Raw genomic sequence first — 20945 nt, forward strand, 5'->3', positions numbered from 1 at the left:
GCGGACGGCGTTGAACAATGCATCGCTATATCGCGATGCGAAGATATATCAATGGATCTCGAAGCCTGGTCGAGTCACCTCAAGGTGCTTGCCGACGCCACCCGGGTGCGCCTGCTGGCGCTGCTCGACGGCGAAGAACTCACGGTCGCCGAGCTGTCGGCGATCACCCGGCTGGCCCAGCCGCGCGTGTCCACCCACCTGGCGCGGCTGAAGGACGCCGGGCTGGTGCGTGACCGGCGCGCCGGCGTCTCGGCCTATTACCGCTTCGACGAGGACCGCCTGGATCCGGCGCAGCGTGCGCTGTGGCAGACCCTCCGCGAAGGCAGCGACGACCCGCTGCTGCGCCAGGATGCCGAGCGCGTCGCCGGCGTGCTCGCGATGCGCGCCGCCGACCAGAACTGGGCCGACTCGGTGGCCGGCGACATGGAGCGCCACTACTCGCCCGGCCGCACGTGGGAAGCGATGGCGCGTTCGGCACTGCCGCTGCTCGAGACCGGCGATGTGCTCGACATCGCGTCCGGCGACGGCGTGCTGGCCGAGCTGCTCGCCCCGCATGCGCAGCGCTACGTCTGCATCGACGCCAGCCCGCGCGTGGTGGCCGCCGCGCAGGAGCGGCTGAAGCGCTACCGCAACGTCGAGGTGCGCGAGGCCGACATGCATGCCCTGCCCTTCGACGACGGCAGCTTCGACCTGGTGGTGCTGATGCATGCGCTGACCTACGCGGCCAAGCCGGCGCTCTCGGTCACCGAGGCGGCGCGCGTGCTGCGGCCCGGCGGCCGCCTGCTGCTCACCAGCCTCGCCCGCCACGGTCACCGCGCCGCGGTTGAGGCCTTCGGCCACGTCAACCTGGGCTTCACCGACAAGGAGCTGCGGCGCTTCGTCGACAAGGCCGGCCTCGCGCTGCAGTCCTGCGAGACGGTCACCCGCGAGAAACGCCCGCCGCATTTCGAAGTCGTCTCCCTGATCGCGGGCAAGCCATGATCCGCCTTCCCTGGCTCCATCACGACCGCGTGGCGCGTCTCGAGGCCGCGCTGGCCGAGCGCATCCTGGTCATCGACGGCGCGATGGGCACGATGATCCAGCGCCACCGCCTGGAGGAAGCCGACTACCGCGGCGAACGCTTCGCCGGGGGCTTCGACAGCCTGCAGCCGGGTGCCGCCGCGTCGCATGACCTCAAGGGCAACAACGACCTGCTCACCCTGACCCGCCCCGACGTCATCGCCGGCGTGCACGAGGCCTACCTCGCGGCCGGCGCCGACATCCTTGAAACCAATACCTTCAACGCCACCGCCGTCAGCCAGGCCGATTACCGCCTGCCGCACCTGGTGCGCGAACTGAACCTGGAAGGCGCGCGCCTGGCACGCGGGTGCTGCGATGCCGCCGAGGCCCTTGCGCCGCACCGTCCGCGCTTCGTCGCGGGCGTGATCGGGCCCACCAGCCGCACCGCGTCGATCAGCCCCGACGTCAGCGATCCCGGCTACCGCAACACCAGCTTCGACGCCCTGCGCGACGACTATCGCGTGGCGATCGACGGGTTGATCGATGGCGGCGCCGACATCCTCATGGTCGAGACGATCTTCGACACGCTCAACGCCAAGGCCGCGCTGTACGCGATCGAAGAGGCATTCGAGGGGCGCGGCGCGCGCCTGCCGGTGATGATCTCCGGGACCATCACCGATGCCTCGGGCCGCACGCTGTCCGGCCAGACCGCGGAGGCCTTCTGGATCTCGGTGTCGCACGCCCGCCCGCTGTCGGTCGGGCTGAACTGCGCGCTGGGGGCGAAGGAGCTGCGTCCGCACGTCGAGACCCTGGCGCGCGTCGCCGATTGCCCGGTCAGCGCCCATCCGAATGCCGGGCTGCCCAACGCCTTCGCCGAATACGACGAGACCCCGGAGGAGATGGCCGACACCCTGCAGGAGTTCGCCCGCTCCGGCCTGCTCAACCTGGTCGGCGGCTGCTGCGGAACCACGCCGGAGCACATCGCGGCCATCGCCGACGCCGTGCACGGCATCCCTCCGCGGGTGCCGGCTTCGTGGGGGGCTGGGGCGTGAGTGCTGTCCTTCCCCGAGGTCCCGCGATGAACGTCCCCAGGTCCACGCGGCTGTCCGGGCTCGAACCGCTGGTGATCACGCCTGAGCTGCTGTTCGTCAACGTCGGCGAACGCACCAACGTGACCGGCAGCGCGCAGTTCCGGAAGCTGATCAAGGAGGACCGCTTCGAGGAGGCGGTCGAGGTCGCGCGGCAGCAGGTCGCCAGCGGCGCCCAGATTCTCGACGTCAACATGGACGAGGGGCTGATCGATTCGGCGAAGGCGATGACCCGCTTCCTGACCCTGATCGCGTCGGAGCCGGACATCGCGCGCATCCCGGTGATGGTCGATTCCTCGAAGTGGGAGGTGATCGAGGCCGGGCTGAAGTGCCTGCAGGGCAAGGGCGTGGTGAACTCGATCTCGCTCAAGGAAGGCGAGGAGGCCTTCGTCGAACAGGCGCGCAAGGTGCTGCGCTACGGCGCCGCGGCGGTGGTCATGGCCTTCGACGAAGACGGCCAGGCGGACACCGCGGAACGCAAGGTCGCGATCTGCACCCGCGCCTACCGCATCCTGGTCGACGGGGTCGGGTTCCCGCCCGAGGACATCATCTTCGACCCGAACATCTTCGCGGTCGCCACCGGGCTGGACGAACACAACAACTACGCGGTGGACTTCATCGAGGCCACGCGTGTCATCAGGGCGACGCTGCCGCACTGCCATGTCTCGGGCGGCGTCTCCAACGTCTCGTTCTCCTTCCGCGGCAACGAGACCGTGCGCCAGGCGATCCACTCGGTGTTCCTGTACCACGCGATCGCTGCGGGCATGGACATGGGCATCGTCAACGCCGGCGCCATGCCGATCTACGACGACCTCGACCCGGAGCTGCGCGACCACGTCGAGGACGTGATCCTCAACCGCCGCGCGGACGCCACCGAACGCCTGCTGGCGCTGGCCGAGCGCTACAAGGGCAGCAAGGGGCAGGCAAAGACCGAGGACCTCGCCTGGCGCGGCAAGGACGTGCGCGCGCGCCTGAGCCATGCGCTGGTGCACGGCATCGACCAGTACGTTGTCGAGGACGCCGAGGAGGCGCGCCTGCTGTCCACGCGCCCGCTGGACGTGATCGAAGGTCCGCTGATGGACGGCATGAACGTGGTCGGTGACCTGTTCGGCGCCGGCAAGATGTTCCTGCCGCAGGTGGTGAAGTCGGCGCGGGTGATGAAGAAGGCGGTGGCGCACCTGTTGCCCTACATCGAGGCCGAGAAGCTGCGCACCGGCGACACCGCCAGCAACAACGGCAAGGTGGTGATGGCCACCGTCAAGGGTGACGTCCACGACATCGGCAAGAACATCGTCGGCGTGGTGCTGGCCTGCAACAACTTCGAGGTCATCGACCTCGGCGTGATGGTGTCGGCGCAGACGATCATCGACACCGCCGTGGCGGAGAACGCCGACCTGGTGGGGGTGTCCGGCCTGATCACCCCGTCGCTGGAGGAGATGGGCCATGTCGCGCGCGAGATGCAGCGCCAGGGCCTCACCATCCCGCTGATGATCGGCGGCGCCACCACGTCGCGCGCGCACACCGCGCTCAAGATCGATCCGCACTACCGGTCTCCGACGGTGTGGGTGAAGGACGCCTCGCGCGCGGTCGGCGTGGCCCAGTCGCTGGTCTCGCCCGAGCTGCGCGGGCCGTTCGTCGCCGCCTGCGAATCGGACTACGCCGGGATCCGCGAGCGCCATCGCAACCGCGGCGATGCCAAGCGGCTGGTGGCCCTGCAGAAGGCGCGCGGGCAGCGCTTCGATGGCGGCTGGGACGGCTACACGCCTCCAACGCCGGCCAGGCCCGGCATCACCACCTTCCATGACTACCCGCTCGCCGACCTGGTCGAGACCATCGACTGGACGCCGTTCTTCCAAGCCTGGGAGCTGGCCGGGCGCTATCCGGCGATCCTCGAGGACGCGGTGGTCGGACCGGCGGCCAGCGAGCTCTACCGCGACGCGCGCGCCATGCTCGACACGATCATCCGCGAGAAGTGGCTCACCGCGAAGGCGGTGTTCGGCCTGTTCCCGGCGGCAGCGGTCGGCGACGACGTGGAACTCCAGGTCGCGCCCGGCGAAAGCGTCACCGTGCCCTTCCTGCGCCAGCAGGTCGACAAGCCGGTCGAGCGCCCGGACTTCTGCCTGGCCGACTTCATCGCACCGAAGGACAGCGGCGTACCCGACTGGATGGGCATGTTCGCGGTCACCGCCGGCATCGGCATCGAACCGCACCTGGAGCGCTTCCGCGCCGATCACGACGACTACCGCGGGATCCTGCTCAAGGCCCTGGCCGACCGCCTCGCCGAGGCCCTGGCCGAGCACCTGCACCGGCGCGTGCGCACGGAGTTCTGGGGCTATGCGGCGGGCGAGGCGCTCGACAACCAGGCCCTGATCGCCGAGGCCTACCGCGGCATCCGCCCGGCGCCCGGCTACCCGGCCTGCCCCGACCACAGTCCGAAGCAGCAGCTGTTCAGCGTGCTGGACGCCACGGCCAATGCCGGCATGGAGCTGACCGAAGGCTTCGCGATGCTGCCGACCGCGGCCGTGTCCGGCTACTACTTCAGCCACCCCGGGAGCCAGTACTTCGTGGTCGGCCGCGTGGGCAAGGACCAGGCCGCGGACTACGCGAAGCGCCGCGGCGTGCCGCTGGCGCAGGTCGAGCAGTGGCTGGCCTCCAACCTCGACTACGATCCCGACTGAGCACGGCACCGGCACGTCGATGATCGAGCACGCCCGCATCGCGGCGGCGGCACCGGTGGTGCGGCTGTCGAGCTTCTACTTCACCTACTACGCGGCGCTGGGCGCGTTCACGCCCTACTGGGCGATGCACCTGCAGTCGCGCGGCATGGGCATCACCGCGATCAGCGTGATGATGAGCCTGTGGTATGCGACGCGCGTGGTCGCACCGACCGCGTGGGCGACGATCGCGGCGGCCTCGCCGCGGCCGATCCGCTGGCTGCGCATCGGCTGCGTGCTGACGGTGGCGAGCTTCGCCTGCTTCCTGCCGGAGCAGCCGGAGTGGACGCTGTTCGCGGCGATGATCGCCTTCTGCTTCTTCTACAACGCGGTGATGCCGCAGTTCGAGGCGATCACGCTCGGCCACCTCGGCGCCGACGCGCACCGCTACGGCGCGATCCGGGTCTGGGGCTCGATCGGCTTCATCCTGGTCACGACCGGCTTCGGCTGGCTGATCGAACGCCACGGCGCCGGCATCCTGCCCTGGGCGATGCTGCCACTGTTCGCGCTGATGGCGGTGAGCGCCTTCGCCAACCGCGACGCCGGACACGTGGGGCCGCGCGGCAAGGCCGGCGCCGGCTTCTGGACGATCGTGCGGCAGCCGCGGGTCGCCGCGTTCCTGGTCGCGGCCTTCCTCGAACAGCTGTCCTTCGGCCCCTACTACACCTTCTTCTCGGTCTACATGGACGGCCTCGGCTATTCGACCTCGACCCTGGGTCTGCTGTGGACGGTGGGCGTGGTGTTCGAGGTCGCGGTGTTCTTCACCATCTCGCGGATCTTCCGCCGCTGGGACCCGAGCTGGCTGCTGCTGGTGTCGATGGCCAGCGCGGTGCTGCGCTGGTGGGCCACCGCGCTCTGGCCGGAAAACATGCCGGTCATGCTGGTGGCCCAGGCCACCCATGCGCTGAGCTTCGCCGCCTTCTTCGCCGCGGCCATGCAGCTCCTCGCCCGGCACTTCCCGGGCCCGCTCAACGGCCACGCGCAGGGCCTGTTCTACGGCTTCTCCTCCGGCCTCGGCGGCGTCCTCGGCGCCCTGATCGCCGGCCAGCTCTGGCCCTTGGGCGACGGTCGCGCCGCCTTCCTCGCCGCCGGCGCCTTCGCCCTCCTCGGCTGCCTCATCACCTGGACCTGGGTGGTGCCGCGTCGGCGCACTGGCGGGGACGGAAGCCTGGCCACGGATAGCCGCGGATAAGGCGACTGGCGGGAAAAAGCAGGAGCATTTTTTTTGCCACGGATGACGCGGATCACGCGGATTTACGCAGATCTGGCCGAGGCAAGAGTGAAGCTTTCTTTGATCAGGGTGTTGCCGCGGTTCCTTTCGGCGCGCACAAGAGGTCGCGTGGGCAGCCTGGACCTGACGACGACGGGGTCACCCCGCCTCAAAGCTCCTGCCCTATCCGCGCGAATCCGCGTGATCCGCGTCATCCGCGGCAAAAAAGCTTTCGACTCCCTCACCAGACAAGATCGTCCGGCACCTGGTATTTCGGGTCGGAGTACGGGTCGTCGCCGGGCGCGGCGTTCGGGTCGATCGTCAGGGCGACGGAGGCGGGGAAGATGGATTCGGCTTCCGCCAGGGTGTCGGCGGTCACGAGGAGATAGCGGCCGTTGAGCTGGACCACGCCGAGCTCGCCGGCGTTGAGGGCGCGCAGCTGGTCGGCGGTCACGTGCACGCGCTTGATCCTGCCGCCGTATTCGAAGTGGCGGACGTGGTCGGCGTCGGTGGCGTTCAGGGCCTTGCCTTCCAGCATCGTGGCCAGCCTGGTCTGGGCTTCGCGGCGCAGGCGTGCGGCTTCCTGCTTCGCCCGCTCGGCCTCGATGCGCTCGTCCTTTTCGCGCTGGGCGCGGATCGCGTAGGCCTTGGCGAGATCGATGTCGCCCGTCGGGCGCGGGGCGCGGGCACGCCTGGCCGCACCCTTCGACGGTGCCTGGCCCTGCGGCGCGGCTGCGCCCGGCGAGCCGCGCTGCGCTGTCGCAGCGCCTCGGCCGTCGCGGGGCGGCTGGCCTTCGCGGCGACGATCGACCTGGCCCGGTCGCGCGCCCTTGCCGCCACGCGGGTTGCCCGCGCGCTGCTGTCCGCCCTCGCCGTCCTGGCGTCGGGGTCCCTTCGGCTTGTCTGCCACCGGCGCCGGCTTGAAGCCGAGTCCCAGCAGCTGGTCGCGCAACGTATCGCTCATCGGTCTTCAGTAATGCGGCGGTGGGGGTTCGTCGGCGGGATCGCCGGTGACGCCGGGGCGGCTGGACTGCAGTTCGTCCAGGGCGCGCCGCAGCAGGACGTCGTTGCGCGACAGCTCCAGCCGCGCCTCGGCCAGGGCATCGCTCAGCTCGGCCATGGCCTGCTCCTGGAAGGCGAGCCGGGTCTCCAGCTCGACCACGCGCGCCTCGATGCCGGTCGCGCTCATTGGCGCGCCCGGACCGAGCGCCCGCGGCCGATGCCGTAGTAGGCCAGGCCGGCGTCCTCGGCGTCTTCGGGGCGGTAGATGTTGCGCCCGTCGAAGACCACCGCGTCGCCCAGCTTCGACCGGACCTGCTCCAGGTCCACGCTGCGGAACTGCTTCCACTCGGTGACCACGACCAGGGCGTCGGCGCCGTCCAGCGCGTCGGCGGCCGAGTCGCAGAGGACCAGGTCGTCGCGCTCGCCGAAGATCCGGCCGGCCTCGTCCCGCGCCTCCGGGTCATAGGCCTGCACGCGCGCGCCCGACTCCCAGAGCTGGGCCAGCAGCCGCCGGCTCGAGGCCTCGCGCATGTCGTCGGTGTCCGGCTTGAAGGCCAGGCCCCAGACCGCGAAGGTCTTGCCGGCGATGCCGCCGTCGCCGTAGTGGCGCATCACCAGCTCGTGCAGGTGGCCCTTCTGGCGTTCGTTCACCGCCTCCACCGCGTCCAGCAGCAGCGGCGGGTGCCCCACCTGCTGGGCCGTGCGCGCAAGCGCCTGGACGTCCTTCGGGAAGCACGAGCCACCATAGCCCGCGCCGGGATAGATGAAGTGCCAGCCGATGCGCGGATCCGAGCCGATGCCCTTGCGCACCATCTCCACGTCCGCGCCCACCCGCTCGGCAATGTTGGCGATCTCGTTCATGAAGCTGATCTTGGTCGCCAGCATCGCGTTGGCCGCGTACTTGGTCAGCTCGGCCGAGCGCACGTCCATGACCACGAAGCGGTCGCGGTTGCGGTTGAACGGGGCGTACAGGCGCCTGAGCCTGTCCTCGGCGTGCGGACTCTCCACGCCCAGCACGATGCGGTCCGGGCGCATGCAGTCCTCGACCGCGGCGCCCTCCTTCAGGAACTCGGGGTTGGACACCACGTCGAAGGCCACGTCGACGCCGCGCGCCGCGAGCGCGGCGGCGATGGTGTCGCGCACCCGGTCGGCGGTGCCCACCGGCACGGTCGACTTGTCGACGACGATGGCCGGGCGCTCGAGGTGCTCGCCGATGGTGCGCGCGACCTGCAGCACGTACTGCAGGTCGGCGCTGCCGTCCTCGTCGGGCGGCGTGCCGACCGCGATGAACACCACCTCGGCGTGCGCGACGGCGCGCGCGGCATCCGTGGTGAAGTCCAGCCGGCCGGCCGCGTGGTTGGCCTTGACCATCGGCTCCAGGCCCGGCTCGTAGATCGGGATGACGCCCTGGTGCAGGCGCTCGACCTTGCCCGCGTCCACATCCACGCACAGCACGTCATGGCCGACCTCGGCCAGGCAGGTCCCGGTGACCAGGCCGACGTAGCCGGTGCCGAAGATGCTGACGCGCATGGCCTACTCCGCCGGATCCGCGAGGACGTCCAGCAGCTCGACCTCGAACACCAGCGCGCTGCCCGGGGCGATCGGACCGCCCGGCGTGCCGACGTCGCCATAGCCCAGCCCGCTCGGCAGCCAGAGCATGTACTTGCTGCCCGCCGGCATCAGCTGCAGCCCTTCCTGCCAGCCCGGCACCACGCTCGACAGGGTGAACACCGCCGGTTCCTCGCGTTCGTAGGAGCTGTCGAAGACCGTGCCGTCGAGCAGCGAGCCCTTGTAGTGCACGCTGACCCGGCTTTCGGGGCCCGGCTTCGGGCCGGTGCCTTCGGTCAGAACCTTGTACTGCAGGCCCGAGGCGGTGACCTGCACGCCTTCCTGCTTGGCATTGGTCGCGAGGAAGGCCTCGCCGGCCTCGCGGTTGCCCGAGGCCATGCGCGCCTGCATGCGCTGGCCGAAGGCCTCGAAGGCCTGGCGGGCCTGGGCCTCGTCCATCAGCGGCGCTTCGCCGTCCATCGAGGTGCGCATGGCCTTGACGATGGCGTCGAAATCGACGTCGTCCTTGATCTCGGCCAGCGTGGAGCCGATCTGCAGGCCGATGGCGTAGCCGGCCTGCTCCTCTTCGGTGGCCAGGCCCTCGATCTCGAGCGAGGACGGCGTGGCGCCGGCCTTGGCGGGCTTGGGCGCATCGGGGTCGATCTTCTTGCAGGCGCCCAGGGCGAGGAGGAGCGAAGCGGCCAGCAGGCTGGTCGCGGTGGCGCGTGCGAGCGTGTTCATCGGGAGACCTCGGAAAGTGGGACGAGCTGCGATCACGGCAGCTGCAGGAGTTCGACGTCGAAGACGAGGGTGGCGTTCGGCGGGATGCTGCCCGGCGAGCCGTTGCGGCCATAGGCCAGCGCGGAGGGGATCCAGAAGCGGTACTTGGCGCCCACCGGCATCAGCTGGAGGCCCTCGGTCCAGCCGGCGATCACCTGGCCGAGGCCGAAGGTCGCCGGGTCGTTGCGGGCGTAGGAGCTGTCGAAGACGGTGCCGTCGAGCAGGCGGCCTTCGTAGTGCACGCGCACCTGCGCGGTGCCGTTGGGCGGACGCGGGCCCGAGCCCTGGCGCAGCACCATGTACTGCAGGCCCGACCCGGTGGTCACGACGCCCTTGGCCGTGCGGTTGGTGGCGAGGAATTCCGCGCCCGCGGCCGTGTTCTCGCGCGCGGCCGCCTCGCTCTCCTGGCGCATGCGCTCCTGGATGCGGGCGGTGAACGTCTCGCGCAGCGAGGCCAGCTCGGCCTCGGCCAGCAGCGGCTGGCTGCCGTCGAGCACCGTGGCCACGCCGCGGCCGAACACCGCCAGGTCCACCTCGTCCTTCAGCGGCGCCAGCGAACGGCCGACGTCGGCGCCGACCAGCAGGCCGACCTTGTCCTTGGCCACCGGCGGCGGCTCGCTGCCGGGCGCCATCCCGGGCATCGACTGGCCGCTGCGCACGCCGACGCGCTGCATCAGCGCAGGCCCGATCTCGGCCGCCTCGGCTTCCGACAGCAGCGGCTTGCCGCCGTCGAACGCGTTGCGCACGGCGCGCAGGAAGGCCGCGCGGTCGAGGTCCGGGCCGACTGCCTCGATCGAGCGGCCGACATCCATTCCAATCATGTAGCTGTTCTTCTCGCGCTCGCTGGACGGCACGGCATTCTCCTGGGCAATGGCGGGTGCCAGCGACAGGGCCGCGGCGACGGACAACGCGGCCAGGCCGCGCAGCAGGGACTTCATCAGGGGGGTGCTCCTGGACTCGGGCCGCGATCCGCGGCGTCTGGGCCTATTGTCGCGGGCCGGCGCGGCCCCGGCAATGACCGCGGCACCCCGTGCCATCAGTTGGGCTGCCGGGGACTTGACCGGGTGTGTGGTGGTGTTATAGTTGCATACAACACCAGTCATGCAGAGCAGGACGGCCACCATGAACCGCAAGCTCGACAACACACTGATCGCCCTGGCTGCCAGCGGCCTCGCCCTGACCGCCATCGCGCTGTTCGCGACGCCCAGCTTCGCGCCAACCGACGACGCCGGCCTCCCGGCCGCGGCGGCGGTCGGCGACGCGGACCCGGGCATCCGCGAACGCCGTGGAACCGCCCTCAACCGCCGCGGACTGGCCATGCCCTACTTCTCGTTTGCCCGCGGCGTCCGTCGCATCGGAGGCTGAAACCATGTCCGGCATCCAATGGAGCGATGGCGCTCCCATCTACCGCCAGCTGAAGGAGCGGGTCATCGCGATGATGCTCGATGGCCAGCTCAAGCCCGGCGACGCCCTGCCCTCCGTGCGCCAGGTCGCCGCCGAGTACCAGCTGAACCCGATCACCGTGTCGCGCGCCTACCAGGAGCTGGCCGACGAGGCCCTGGTGGAGAAGCGCCGGGGCCTGGGCATGTTCGTGACCGACCAGGCCTCGAAGAAGCTGCTCGGCAACGAACGCGAGCGCTTCCTGACCGAAGAGTGGCCGCAGGTGCTGGAACGCATCCGCCTGCTCGGCCTCTCACCCGAAGAACTTCTGCGCGAAGGGGATTCCGCATGAACCGCCAAGACACCGCCGTCATCGACGCCCGTGGCCTGCGCAAGGCCTACAAGGGCAAGCCCGCGCTGGACGGCGCCAGCTTCCGCATCGAGGCCGGCCGGATCGTCGGCCTGGTCGGCCCCAACGGCGCCGGCAAGACCACCGCGCTCAAGGCGGTGCTCGGCCTGGTCCCCTTCCAGGGCGACCTGTCGGTGCTGGGACGCGACCCGCGCAGCCAGCGCAACGAGCTGATGAACGACGTCTGCTTCATCGCCGACGTTGCCGTGCTGCCGCGCTGGATGCGGGTGCGCGAGGCGATCGCCTTCGTCGAGGGCGTGCATCCGCGCTTCGACCGCGCGCGCTGCGAGCGCTTCCTGGCCAATACCAAGCTGACCCCGAAGATGCGCGTGCGCGAGATGTCCAAGGGCATGATCGTGCAGCTGCACCTGGCCCTGGTGATGGCCATCGATGCGCGCCTGCTGGTGCTCGACGAGCCGACGCTCGGCCTCGACGTGCTGTACCGCAAGGAGTTCTACCAGCGCCTGCTGGAGGACTACTTCGATGACGGGAAGACCATCGTCATCACCACCCACCAGGTCGAGGAGGTCGAGCACATCCTCACCGACGCCTTGTTCATCCGCGACGGGAAGATCGTGCTCGACGCGCCGATGGACGACCTCGCGCAGCGCTTCACCGAGGTGCTGGTCGACGCCGGCCAGGCCGACGCGGCCCGCGCGCTGGTGCCGATCGACGAGCGCAGCCTGCCCTTCGGCAAGACCGTGATGCTGTTCGACGGCGTCGAGCGCAGCGCCCTCGCCCCCTACGGCGAAACCCGCACCCCGGGCCTCGCCGACCTCTTCGTCGCCACCATGAAGGGAACCTACGCATGAACGCCACAGCCGAAACCCTGCCGGTGGCGAAGGCCCCGGCCCATGCCACCCACCGCTTCCAGATGCTGCTGCGGCGCGAATACTGGGAGCACCGCGGCGGCTTCCTCTGGGCGCCGGTGATCGCTGGCGCGATCTCGCTGCTGCTGACCGCGGTGTTCTTCGTCATCGCCGCGATCGGCATCCGCAACGCGCAGAGCGACGCGGCCTTCCACCTCGATGACGGCCGCACGATGACGATCAACGGCCTCGACCTCGGCGCCCTGGCCGAGCGGCTGAGCGCCGAGGACAAGGCGCAGCTGGCCAGCGGCATCGACATGACCATGCTGATGGCCTCGGTCTGGCCGTACATCGTCATGGTGTTCGTGATGTTCTTCTACTGCCTGGGCGCCCTGTATGACGAGCGCAAGGACCGCAGCGTGCTGTTCTGGAAGTCGCTGCCGCTGTCGGACGGCGAGACCGTGCTGTCCAAGGTGGTCAGCGCGACCCTGGTGATCCCGTTGCTGGCGACGCTGGCCGCGATCGTGACCATGTTCGCCTTCCTGCTGCTGCTGAGCGTCATGGTCATGGCCCATGGCGGCAACCCCTGGGAGCTCATCTGGGACCCCGGCAATCCGCTGCAGGTCTCCGCCTATGTGCTGGCCGCGATCCCGGTCTACGCGGTGTGGGCCCTGCCCACCGTCGGCTGGCTGATGCTGTGCTCGGCCTGGGCGCGCAGCGTGCCCTTCCTGTGGGCGCTGCTGGTCCCGATCCTGTCCGGTCTCTTCGTCAGCATGTTCAGCGTGATGCGCCTGTTCGACCTGGGCGCCGAGTGGTTCTGGAGCCACATCGTGGCCCGCCTGCTGCTGGGCGTGGTGCCGCTGACCCGGCACGACATCCATCGAATCGGCGGCCTCGATGCCGGCCAGGATTCGATGGTGGCGCTGATCGAGCCGTCCGCGGTCTGGTCCAACCTGTTCCAGGCCGAGACCTGGATCGGCGCGGCGGTCGGCATCGTGATGCTGCTGCTGGCCACCCGGCTGCGCCGCTGGCGCGACGAGGGCTGAACCCATGCGACTTCGAGGAGGATCCACCATGACGCCACTGACCCGCCCGTCCATCCTGCTGGCCTCCGCCCTGTCCGTGCTCGTCGCCGCTGGCTGCGAGCGCGCCCAGGACCCGCCGCCCGCCGCCGCGCCGGCGGTTGCCGAGGCGAAGACCGACGCCGACCGGAGCTTCATCGGGCGCAAGGCCGCCGAAGCAATCGAGCAGGCGGGGCAGAAGCTGCGCGCCGGCAACATCCAGGTCGGCCAGGGCACGCGCATCAGCATCAACGGGCGCAACTACGGCAGCACCCCCGCGGACAGCGACCTGCCGAAGGCCGAGATCACCCCCTCGGGCGACCTCCTGATCGCGGGTGAGCCGGTGGAGGCCTCGACCGCGCAGCGCGCGCTGCTGCTCGCGCACCGCCGCCATCTCGAGGACGTGGCCCTGGCGGGCATGGCGATCGGCGCCCAGGGTGCCGACATCGCCGGCACCGCCCTGGGCGGGCTTGGCGAGGCGGTGTTCGGCGGCGAGGAAGGCCGCCGTGCCTTCGAGGCCAGGATGGAAGCCGAGGCCGGTCGGATCAAGGACGAGGCCATGCGCCTGTGCACCCTGCTCCCGCCCCTGTACGACAGCCAGCAGGCCCTGGCCGCCGCGCTGCCGGCATTCGCGCCCTACGCGACGATGACGCCGCAGGACGTGGAGGACTGCAGCAACGAGGTCCAAGACGCGGCCACCGACGGCGGCACCCGGGCCTGATCGCGCGCGCGCCGCCACCCACCGACCACCCGTCTCCACGCCTGAGCGAGGTTCCGATGCGACCGACCGTGACTCCCCTCTTCTTCCCGCTGCTGGCGCTCGCACTGGCCGCCGCGCCCGTCGCACGCGCCGACGACGACCGCGCCTGCAGCCACAGTGCACCGCAGTCCCTGGTGCTCGACATCGGCGACGCCCGCAGCGTCCGCTTCCACGTCGGCAACGGCCGGCTGCGCCTGGACGGCCAGCCCGGCCAGGCCGGCAGCCTGCAGGGCCGCGCCTGCGGCTCGAGCGCCGCGGAACTCGCCCGGCTTCGCGTGGAGCAGTCGCGCGAAGGCGACGCCCTGGTGGTGCGCCTGGTCCGCGAGGAGCGCAGCGGATGGAACCTCGGCAACCGCTACGCCTGGCTCGACCTCGCCGGCCGCGTGCCTGACGGCCTGCCCGTCGAGGTCCAGCTCGGCTCGGGCGATCTGCAGGCCACGGGCCTGGCCGGTCTCGGCCTGACCGTCGGCTCCGGCGATGCCGACGCGCGCCGCATCCGCGGGCCGGTCGACGCCCGCGTGGGTTCCGGCGACATCGGGCTCGCCGACATCGGCAGCCTCGACCTCGGTTCGGTGGGCTCGGGCGACGTCACCGTCCGCGGCGTGCGCGGCGATGCGCGCGTGGGCAGCGTCGGCTCGGGCGACGTCGAACTGGCGGACGTCACCGGGAACGTGGACGTGGGCTCGCTGGGCTCGGGTGACATCGCACTCGAACGCGTCGGCGGCAACGTCAGCGTGGGCTCGATCGGCTCCGGTGACGTCGACATCCATGGCGTGGGCGGCAACCTGCGCGTGCGCGCGGTGGGCAGCGGCTCGGTCGACCATGCGGGCGTTTCCGGCCAGGCCGACCTGCCGCGCAAGCGCTGACGCCGCTGCGAGCGATGCAGGCGATGCGGCCATCGCGGCCACAGTGGGCGCGGCGGCTCCCACGGGCAAGGCTCCGCGGCTGCCGCTAGACTCGGGCGAGGCCATGCCGCAGCCGGCGGCGTGGCGACCGATCCGGGGACTGCATGCGCGACATCGTCTGGAAGCCCGGCGCGCCGCGCGCCATCCTGCTCGCCACCGACCTCGACGGGCGCTGCGACCGCGCGCTCGACCGGGCCGTCGCACTCGCGCGGGACTGGGCGGCCAGGCTGGTCGTGCTGACCGTGGTCGAGCCGCCCCCGGCGCCGCCGCTGCAGCCAGGCCAGGCGCTGCCGGTGCAGGCCAGCGAGGTCGCGCTGCGCGCCGCGGCCCGCCTGCGCCGCGACATCGGCCCCGCCGCGGAGGGCCTGGACCTTGAACTGCTGGTCCGCGAAGGCCGGGTCGGCGAATGCATCGATGCGGTGGCCGACGAGACCGGCTGCAGCCTGCTGGTCACCGGCGTGGCCCACGACGCCTTCTTCGGTCGCCACCTGCTCGGCAGCACCGTGGACTGGCTGGTCCGGCACGGCGGCCTGCCGCTGCTGGTGGTGCGCGATCGCGCGCACGCGCCCTACGCGCGGGTGCTGGTGGCGAGCGACCTGAGCCCGCCGTCGGCACGCGCCCTGGACGTCGCCCGCGCGCTGTTTCCCGATACCGCCGCCAGCCTGTTCACCGCCTTCGACGTGCCCTACCTGGGCCTGCGCGACGGGGACCGCGATGGGGGCGTCGACGATGCGCGTGATGCGACGCTGGACGCGGCGCGCCGGTTCCTGGACGCGGCGGGCCACGCCGACCTGCCCGCCGCCACCGCCCACGGCGACGCCGCGGTGCGCCTGGCCGAGCACGCGCTGGCCGTCGACGCCGACCTCGTGGTGGCGGCCTGCGAGGGCCGCGGCGCGCTGTTCCACCTGCTGATCGGCAGCGTCGCGCGCGGAATCCTCGACGCGAGCCCCTGCGACACCATCCTGGTGCCGGAGCCGAAGGCCCGCCGGGACGCGTGACCGCCGCCCCGGCAGGGGGCGACGGACGCGGCGTCGCGCTCAGTCGCCGCGGATGCCGCCGCGGGTCAGCGCCAGCGGATCGAGCAGCGCGCGCAGCCTGGCCTCCGGCAGCCCGGTGGCTTCGACCGCCACGTCCAGCACCGGCCGGCCTTCGCGGTAGGCCTGCTTCGCGATCGCCGCCGCCTTCTCGTAGCCGATCACCGGGTTGAGCGCGGTCACCAGGATCGGATTGCGCCCGAGAGCGGCCTCCACCACGTCGCGGCGCACCGTCAGGCCGTCGATGACCCGGTCCGCCAGCAGCCGCGACACCGCCGACAGCAGGCCCACCGACTCCAGCAGGTTGCTGGCGATCAGCGGCAGCGCCACGTTGAGCTGGAAGTTGCCGGTCTGGCCGGCGACCGTGACCGCCACGTGGTGCCCCATGACCTGGGCGCAGGCCATGACCGTCGCCTCCGGGATCACCGGATTGACCTTGCCCGGCATGATCGAGCTGCCCGGCTGCAGCGCCGGCAGCTCCACCTCGCCCAGGCCGGCGAGCGGCCCGGCGTTCATCCAGCGCAGGTCGTTGGCGATCTTGATCAGCGCCACCGCCAGCGCATTGAGCTGGCCCGACAGCTCCACCGCATCGTCCTGCGAGGCGATGCCTTCGAACTTGTCCGCGGCGGACTCGAAGCGCGTGCCGGTCGCGTCGGACAGGGCCTGGGCCACCGCCTGGCCGAAGCGCGGATCGGCGTTGATCCCGGTCCCGATCGCCGTCCCGCCGATCGGCAGCCGCCGCAGCCGCTTGAGCGTATCGGCGAAGCGCGCCTCGGCCGACGCCAGCTGCGCCGACCAGGCACCGAACTCCTGGGCGAAGGTCAGCGGCATCGCATCCATCAGGTGCGTGCGCCCGGTCTTGACCACCTTGGCCAGCGACCGGCCCTTGCGGTCGATGCTGCCGCGCAGCTGCTTCAGGGCCGGCAGCAGCTCCTCGACCACCGCGAGTTGCGCCGACACGCGCAGCGCCGTCGGCACCACGTCGTTGGAGCTCTGCCCCAGGTTCACGTGGTCGTTCGGTTGCACCGGCTTGCGCCCCGCGCGGGTCGCCAGCGTGGCGATCACCTCGTTGGCGTTCATGTTCGATGAGGTGCCCGACCCGGTCTGGTAGACGTCGACGGGGAAGTGCGCGTCGTGCTGGCCGGCTGCGACCTCGCGCGCCGCCTTGCGGATCGACGCCGCCAAGCCCTTGGGCAGCAAGCCGAAGCCCGCGTTCGCCTCGGCCGCGGCCGCCTTCACCAGCCCCAGGGCGCGGATGAAGCCACGCGGCATCGGCCGCCCGCTGACCGGGAAATTCTCCACCGCGCGCTGGGTCGACGCGCCCCACAGCGCATCGGCCGGCACCTGCAGTTCGCCCATGCTGTCGCGCTCGATCCGGAACTCCTTGCTGCCCACGGCATCCTCCAACGGGTTTTCCCCGCAGGATACGCCGCCGCCCGTACCACCTCTCACCGAAGCCGAAATGCCGGCGCCCGCGAGAGCGGGACGCTGCGGGGTCGGGATGGACAGCGCACATGGATGTGCGCGGAAGGCGCTTCAGCCATGGATGGCTGATGCGCCGGTCCATCCCGACCCCGCAGCGGCACGCGTCCGCACGAAGCCGACCCGGAGAGGCCCGACCCCACCCGGTTAGAATGAACGGCCTCCCCCCCAGACCGCCCGCCATGCCCGCCCTCGACCCCCTGCTCGCCCTGTCCCCGCTCGATGGCCGCTATGCCGGCAAGGTGGAGGCCCTGCGACCGGTGTTCTCCGAGTTCGGCCTGATCCACGCTCGCGTGCGCGTCGAGATCGAATGGCTGCTGGCCCTTGCCGCCGAACCCGGCGTTCCCGAGCTGCCCGCCTTCGGCGACGCCGCCGCGGCGCGCCTGCGGGCACTGGCCGATGGCTTCACCTCCGCCGATGCCGCCCGGGTGAAGGAGATCGAGCGCACCACCAACCACGACGTCAAGGCGGTCGAGTACCTCATCAAGGAACGTCTGGCCGACGACGCCGAGCTGGGGCCCGCGCTGGAATTCGTCCACTTCGCCTGCACCAGCGAGGACATCAACAACCTGGCCTACGGCCTGATGCTCGACGCCGCCCGCCGCGACGTCATGCTGCCCGCGCTGGACGCCGTCACCGCCACCCTGCGCGGCATGGCCCACGGACTGGCCGGCGTGCCGATGCTCTCGCGCACCCACGGCCAGACCGCCTCGCCGACCACCGTCGGCAAGGAGATCGCCAACGTCGTCGCGCGCCTCGAGCGCCAGCGCGCCCAGCTGGTGGCGGTGTCGCTGACCGGCAAGGCCAATGGCGCCGTCGGCAACTACAACGCCCACGTGGCGGCCTATCCCGACGTCGACTGGCCCGCGTTCTCGCGCCGCTTCGTCGAATCGCTGGGCCTGGACTTCAATTCCTACACCACCCAGATCGAACCGCACGACTGCGTGGCCGAGATCGCCGACGTGATGAAGCGCATCGCGACCATCTGCATCGACCTGTGCCGCGACGTCTGGGGCTACATCTCGCTGGGCTACTTCCGCCAGGCGGTCAAGGCCGGCGAAGTCGGCAGCTCGACCATGCCGCACAAGGTCAACCCGATCGACTTCGAGAACGCCGAGGGCAACTTCGGCATCGCGGTCGCGCTGTTCGAGCACTTCGCCACCAAGCTGCCGGTCAGCCGCTGGCAGCGCGACCTCACCGATTCCACCGTGCTGCGCGCGGTCGGCACCGCCTTCGGCCACGCCCTGATCGGCTTCGACGCGCTGGGCCGCGGGCTCGGCAAGCTCAGTGCCAACCACGAGCGCCTGGCCGCCGACCTCGACGCGGCCTGGGAAGTGCTGGCCGAAGCCGTGCAGACGGTGATGCGCCGCCATGGCCTGCCCAGCCCCTATGAACAGCTCAAGGCGCTGACCCGCGGCCAGGGCATCGATGCCGCCTCCATGCGCGCCTTCATCACCGGCCTCGAACTGCCCGAAGCCGAGCGCCAGCGCCTGCTCGAGCTCACTCCCGGCGGCTATACCGGCCTGGCGGAAGCCCAGGCCCGCGCCGTCTGACCGCCCCACGACAGGACCCCGACATGGCCAAGCGCCCCTCCTCCCTTCCCTTCGAGGTCCAGGCCCGCGCCGGCCAGCCGCTGGGCATGGCCCCGCGCGCCTTCCTGCGCGACTACTGGCACAAGCGCCCGCTGCTGGTCCGCGGTGCCTTCCCGGGCTATGTCTCGCCGGTGGAGCCGGAGGACCTGGCCGGGCTGGCCTGCGAGGAGGGCGTGCTCGCGCGCCTGATCCAGCATGACCGCGCCCGCGACGCCTGGACCGTGCGCAGCGGCCCGTTCCCGGAAGAGCTCTTCCCGGGGCTGGGCGACCGCGACTGGACCCTGCTGGTGCAGGACATGGACAAGTGGGATCCGGACATCGCCGCCCTGCTGCCGGCCTTCAACTTCCTGCCGCGCTGGCGCGTGGACGACGTGATGGTCAGCTTCGCCGCCACCGGCGGGTCGGTGGGCGCGCACGTCGACCACTACGACGTCTTCCTGCTGCAGGCCATGGGCCACCGCCGCTGGCAGATCGATGCCTCCGACGCGATGGGCCGCGGCACGCCCGCGCTGGATTTCCGCGACGACGCCGAGATCAAGCTGCTGCGCGACTTCTCGCCGACCCACGACTGGGTGCTGGAGCCGGGCGACATGCTGTACCTGCCGCCGCTGGTCCCGCACCACGGCGTCGCCGAGGACCCCTGCCTGACCTTCTCGCTGGGCATGCGCGCACCCTCGGTGGCCGAGCTCATGGGCGACTACGTCGACACCCTGGCCGCCGAGGCCGACGAGGCGCTGCGCTACGCCGACCCGGCCCTGGAGGCGGCGAAGGATCCCTGGGAGATCGACGCCGCGGCAATGGCGCGCGTGGTCGAGGCCCTCAACGCGGTGCGCATGGCCGACGCCGACGCCCTGGGCGACTGGTTCGGCCGCTTCATCACCGTCTACCGCGCCGCGGCCGGCCCGGGCACCGGCCCGGGCGCCGATCGCGCCGAGGGCGGGGTGCCCGACCCCGGCCAGCTCGGCCAGGCCCTGGACGACGGCCTCGTGCTCGCCCGCTACCCCTGGACCCGGGTGGCCTGGCGGCGCGCGGCCAAGGGCGCCAGCCTGTACGTGGCCGGCCAGTCCTGGCGCCTGCCGGTGGCCGATGCCCGGCGCCTGGCGGCCACCGAGCTGCTGGACGCGGCCGCGTGGACCAGCCTGTCGGCCGCCGGCCGCGACTGCGTGGCGGGCCTGATGGCCGAGGGCCATTACCGCCTGGAAGACACCGACACACGCGATCCGGACGACCGGGGAGACTGACATGCGCGACGGCGAGGCGTTCCGGATCCAGTCCTGCGACTACGCGCAGGGCCTGCCCGAGCTGCGCCGCGTGCGCGAAGCCGTCTTCGTCGAGGAACAGGGCGTGCCCCTGGCCCTGGAATGGGACGAACTGGATCCGGCCTGCCACCACGTCATCGCCCGCGACGCCGACGGCGCGCCGATCGGCACTGGCCGGCTGACGCCCACGCGAACCATCGGCCGGATGGCGGTGCTGCCCGGGTGGCGCGGCCGCGGCGTCGGCGAAGCGCTGCTTGCGGCACTGGTCGACCAGGCGCGCAGCCTCGGCTGGCGCGAGGTCTCGCTGCACGCCCAGGCCAGCGCGATCGGCTTCTACGCCCGGGCCGGCTTCCTGCCGGTCGGCGAGCGCTTCCAGGAAGCCGGCATCGAGCACCAGGGGATGCGGCTGCTGATCGACGCGCTCAACCTGGTCGAATCGCGCGCCGCGGCGATCGCCGCCACCCTCGGCGTGGTCGGCGGCGCGCGGCGCCAGCTCGACATCTATACGCGCGAACTCGACCCCGGACTGCTCGACCAGGCCGATGTGGTCGACGCCCTGCGCCAGGTGGCAACGCGCGGGCAGTGCAACATCCGCATCCTGCTGCAGGATCCGGCCGCGCCGCGCCGGGCGCTGGCGCCGCTGGTCGCGCTCGGCCAGCGCCTGCCCAGCGCGATCGCCTTCCGCGCCATCGAGGAGCAGGTCGACCGCGCCTTTCCGTCGGCCTTCATCGCCAATGACGGCGGCGGCCACCTGTTCCGCCCGCTGGGCAACCGCTGGGAAGGCGAGACGCGGCTGGACGGGCCGGGCCGCGCGCGGCACCTGCGCGGCGTCTTCGATCCGTTCTGGGAGCGCGCGCGCGCCTGCAGCGAATTCCGCGTGCTCGGCATCTGATGCGCGCCGCTTCGTCGCGCG

The 20945-nt window shown here is 71.4% G+C and carries 20 protein-coding genes; 14 read left to right on the forward strand and 6 right to left on the reverse strand.

The window, feature by feature from the left end; all coding sequences use genetic code 11:
- Positions 1 to 51 precede the first annotated feature (51 nt).
- Genes JGR68_RS07880 through JGR68_RS07895 form a run of 4 tightly spaced genes read left to right on the forward strand, consistent with a single transcriptional unit; the run spans position 52 to position 5993 of the window.
- Positions 52 to 981 (forward strand): metalloregulator ArsR/SmtB family transcription factor, encoded by a 930-nt coding sequence (locus tag JGR68_RS07880; protein ID WP_199361979.1) that lies wholly within the window; start codon positions 52 to 54, stop codon positions 979 to 981.
- Positions 978 to 2051, forward strand: a complete 1074-nt coding sequence (locus tag JGR68_RS07885) for a homocysteine S-methyltransferase family protein (RefSeq protein ID WP_199361978.1) — start codon at positions 978 to 980, stop codon at positions 2049 to 2051. The genes JGR68_RS07880 and JGR68_RS07885 overlap by 4 nt, the downstream gene beginning before the upstream one ends.
- A 26-nt stretch (positions 2052 to 2077) precedes the next feature.
- Positions 2078 to 4765, forward strand: coding sequence for a methionine synthase (gene metH / locus JGR68_RS07890; protein ID WP_199361977.1), 2688 nt, complete (start codon positions 2078 to 2080; stop codon positions 4763 to 4765).
- Between the two features lie 19 nt (positions 4766 to 4784).
- Positions 4785 to 5993, forward strand: coding sequence for an MFS transporter (locus JGR68_RS07895; protein ID WP_199361976.1), 1209 nt, complete (start codon positions 4785 to 4787; stop codon positions 5991 to 5993).
- 259 nt (positions 5994 to 6252) lie between these two features.
- Here the strand turns inward: JGR68_RS07895 and JGR68_RS07900 are convergent, their stop codons facing one another.
- Genes JGR68_RS07900 through JGR68_RS07920 form a run of 5 tightly spaced genes read right to left on the reverse strand, consistent with a single transcriptional unit; the run spans position 6253 to position 10279 of the window.
- On the reverse strand, positions 6253 to 6975 hold the full coding sequence (locus JGR68_RS07900) for a DUF2058 family protein (RefSeq protein ID WP_199361975.1): 723 nt from the start codon (positions 6973 to 6975) through the stop codon (positions 6253 to 6255).
- 6 nt (positions 6976 to 6981) lie between these two features.
- Complete coding sequence (locus JGR68_RS07905) at positions 6982 to 7200, reverse strand: SlyX family protein (protein ID WP_199361974.1); 219 nt, start codon at positions 7198 to 7200, stop codon at positions 6982 to 6984.
- On the reverse strand, positions 7197 to 8543 hold the full coding sequence (locus JGR68_RS07910) for a UDP-glucose/GDP-mannose dehydrogenase family protein (protein ID WP_199361973.1): 1347 nt from the start codon (positions 8541 to 8543) through the stop codon (positions 7197 to 7199). Before JGR68_RS07910 ends, JGR68_RS07905 begins: the two co-directional genes overlap by 4 nt.
- Positions 8544 to 8546: 3 nt before the next feature.
- Positions 8547 to 9302: an FKBP-type peptidyl-prolyl cis-trans isomerase gene (locus JGR68_RS07915; RefSeq protein WP_199361972.1), complete on the reverse strand. Its 756-nt coding sequence runs from the start codon at positions 9300 to 9302 to the stop codon at positions 8547 to 8549.
- Between the two features lie 32 nt (positions 9303 to 9334).
- Positions 9335 to 10279, reverse strand: coding sequence for an FKBP-type peptidyl-prolyl cis-trans isomerase (locus JGR68_RS07920; RefSeq protein ID WP_199361971.1), 945 nt, complete (start codon positions 10277 to 10279; stop codon positions 9335 to 9337).
- A 184-nt stretch (positions 10280 to 10463) separates the two neighbouring features.
- Between JGR68_RS07920 and JGR68_RS07925 the strand changes: the two genes are divergently transcribed.
- From JGR68_RS07925 to JGR68_RS07955, 7 genes are all read left to right on the forward strand, one after another.
- Positions 10464 to 10706 carry a hypothetical protein gene (locus JGR68_RS07925; RefSeq protein ID WP_199361970.1) on the forward strand — a complete coding sequence of 81 codons (243 nt, stop codon included), beginning with the start codon at positions 10464 to 10466 and terminating at the stop codon, positions 10704 to 10706.
- 4 nt (positions 10707 to 10710) lie between these two features.
- Positions 10711 to 11073, forward strand: a complete 363-nt coding sequence (locus JGR68_RS07930; RefSeq protein WP_199361969.1) for a GntR family transcriptional regulator — start codon at positions 10711 to 10713, stop codon at positions 11071 to 11073.
- A complete protein-coding gene (locus tag JGR68_RS07935; protein WP_199361968.1) occupies positions 11070 to 11942 on the forward strand; it encodes an ABC transporter ATP-binding protein in 873 nt (290 codons plus the stop codon). The genes JGR68_RS07930 and JGR68_RS07935 overlap by 4 nt, the downstream gene beginning before the upstream one ends.
- Positions 11939 to 12985, forward strand: coding sequence for a hypothetical protein (locus JGR68_RS07940; RefSeq protein WP_234446464.1), 1047 nt, complete (start codon positions 11939 to 11941; stop codon positions 12983 to 12985). Before JGR68_RS07935 ends, JGR68_RS07940 begins: the two co-directional genes overlap by 4 nt.
- Before the next feature lie 28 nt (positions 12986 to 13013).
- The gene (locus JGR68_RS07945) at positions 13014 to 13721 is read left to right on the forward strand and encodes a hypothetical protein (protein ID WP_199361967.1); all 708 of its coding nucleotides are present in this window, start codon (positions 13014 to 13016) and stop codon (positions 13719 to 13721) included.
- Positions 13722 to 13789: 68 nt separating this feature from the next.
- The gene (locus tag JGR68_RS07950; RefSeq protein WP_234446465.1) at positions 13790 to 14626 is read left to right on the forward strand and encodes a hypothetical protein; all 837 of its coding nucleotides are present in this window, start codon (positions 13790 to 13792) and stop codon (positions 14624 to 14626) included.
- 143 nt (positions 14627 to 14769) lie between these two features.
- Positions 14770 to 15663, forward strand: coding sequence for a universal stress protein (locus JGR68_RS07955; RefSeq protein WP_199361966.1), 894 nt, complete (start codon positions 14770 to 14772; stop codon positions 15661 to 15663).
- 39 nt (positions 15664 to 15702) lie between these two features.
- Here the strand turns inward: JGR68_RS07955 and JGR68_RS07960 are convergent, their stop codons facing one another.
- Positions 15703 to 17058, reverse strand: coding sequence for a class II fumarate hydratase (locus tag JGR68_RS07960; RefSeq protein ID WP_199362253.1), 1356 nt, complete (start codon positions 17056 to 17058; stop codon positions 15703 to 15705).
- Positions 17059 to 17363: 305 nt separating this feature from the next.
- On the opposite strand from JGR68_RS07960, the gene purB reads away from it, so the two are divergent.
- Genes purB through JGR68_RS07975 form a run of 3 tightly spaced genes read left to right on the forward strand, consistent with a single transcriptional unit; the run spans position 17364 to position 20924 of the window.
- Positions 17364 to 18734 (forward strand): adenylosuccinate lyase, encoded by a 1371-nt coding sequence (gene purB, locus JGR68_RS07965; RefSeq protein WP_199361965.1) that lies wholly within the window; start codon positions 17364 to 17366, stop codon positions 18732 to 18734.
- Between the two features lie 23 nt (positions 18735 to 18757).
- On the forward strand, positions 18758 to 20014 hold the full coding sequence (locus JGR68_RS07970; RefSeq protein ID WP_199361964.1) for a cupin domain-containing protein: 1257 nt from the start codon (positions 18758 to 18760) through the stop codon (positions 20012 to 20014).
- Between the two features lies 1 nt (position 20015).
- Positions 20016 to 20924 (forward strand): GNAT family N-acetyltransferase, encoded by a 909-nt coding sequence (locus tag JGR68_RS07975; RefSeq protein ID WP_199361963.1) that lies wholly within the window; start codon positions 20016 to 20018, stop codon positions 20922 to 20924.
- Positions 20925 to 20945: the final 21 nt, after the last annotated feature.

Source organism: Luteimonas sp. MC1750, assembly GCF_016615955.1.
GTDB lineage: Bacteria > Pseudomonadota > Gammaproteobacteria > Xanthomonadales > Xanthomonadaceae > Luteimonas.

Bases quoted from the DNA above. Each gene is read 5' to 3' on its own strand.
- JGR68_RS07880 (WP_199361979.1), top strand. From the start codon at position 52: ATGGATCTCGAAGCCTGGTCGAGTCACCTCAAGGTGCTTGCCGACGCC.
- JGR68_RS07885 (WP_199361978.1), top strand. From the start codon at position 978: ATGATCCGCCTTCCCTGGCTCCATCACGACCGCGTGGCGCGTCTCGAG.
- metH (WP_199361977.1), top strand. From the start codon at position 2,078: ATGAACGTCCCCAGGTCCACGCGGCTGTCCGGGCTCGAACCGCTGGTG.
- JGR68_RS07895 (WP_199361976.1), top strand. From the start codon at position 4,785: ATGATCGAGCACGCCCGCATCGCGGCGGCGGCACCGGTGGTGCGGCTG.
- JGR68_RS07900 (WP_199361975.1), bottom strand. From the start codon at position 6,975: ATGAGCGATACGTTGCGCGACCAGCTGCTGGGACTCGGCTTCAAGCCG.
- JGR68_RS07905 (WP_199361974.1), bottom strand. From the start codon at position 7,200: ATGAGCGCGACCGGCATCGAGGCGCGCGTGGTCGAGCTGGAGACCCGG.
- JGR68_RS07910 (WP_199361973.1), bottom strand. From the start codon at position 8,543: ATGCGCGTCAGCATCTTCGGCACCGGCTACGTCGGCCTGGTCACCGGG.
- JGR68_RS07915 (WP_199361972.1), bottom strand. From the start codon at position 9,302: ATGAACACGCTCGCACGCGCCACCGCGACCAGCCTGCTGGCCGCTTCG.
- JGR68_RS07920 (WP_199361971.1), bottom strand. From the start codon at position 10,279: ATGAAGTCCCTGCTGCGCGGCCTGGCCGCGTTGTCCGTCGCCGCGGCC.
- JGR68_RS07925 (WP_199361970.1), top strand. From the start codon at position 10,464: ATGAACCGCAAGCTCGACAACACACTGATCGCCCTGGCTGCCAGCGGC.
- JGR68_RS07930 (WP_199361969.1), top strand. From the start codon at position 10,711: ATGTCCGGCATCCAATGGAGCGATGGCGCTCCCATCTACCGCCAGCTG.
- JGR68_RS07935 (WP_199361968.1), top strand. From the start codon at position 11,070: ATGAACCGCCAAGACACCGCCGTCATCGACGCCCGTGGCCTGCGCAAG.
- JGR68_RS07940 (WP_234446464.1), top strand. From the start codon at position 11,939: ATGAACGCCACAGCCGAAACCCTGCCGGTGGCGAAGGCCCCGGCCCAT.
- JGR68_RS07945 (WP_199361967.1), top strand. From the start codon at position 13,014: ATGACGCCACTGACCCGCCCGTCCATCCTGCTGGCCTCCGCCCTGTCC.
- JGR68_RS07955 (WP_199361966.1), top strand. From the start codon at position 14,770: ATGCGCGACATCGTCTGGAAGCCCGGCGCGCCGCGCGCCATCCTGCTC.
- JGR68_RS07960 (WP_199362253.1), bottom strand. From the start codon at position 17,058: ATGGGCGAACTGCAGGTGCCGGCCGATGCGCTGTGGGGCGCGTCGACC.
- purB (WP_199361965.1), top strand. From the start codon at position 17,364: ATGCCCGCCCTCGACCCCCTGCTCGCCCTGTCCCCGCTCGATGGCCGC.
- JGR68_RS07970 (WP_199361964.1), top strand. From the start codon at position 18,758: ATGGCCAAGCGCCCCTCCTCCCTTCCCTTCGAGGTCCAGGCCCGCGCC.
- JGR68_RS07975 (WP_199361963.1), top strand. From the start codon at position 20,016: ATGCGCGACGGCGAGGCGTTCCGGATCCAGTCCTGCGACTACGCGCAG.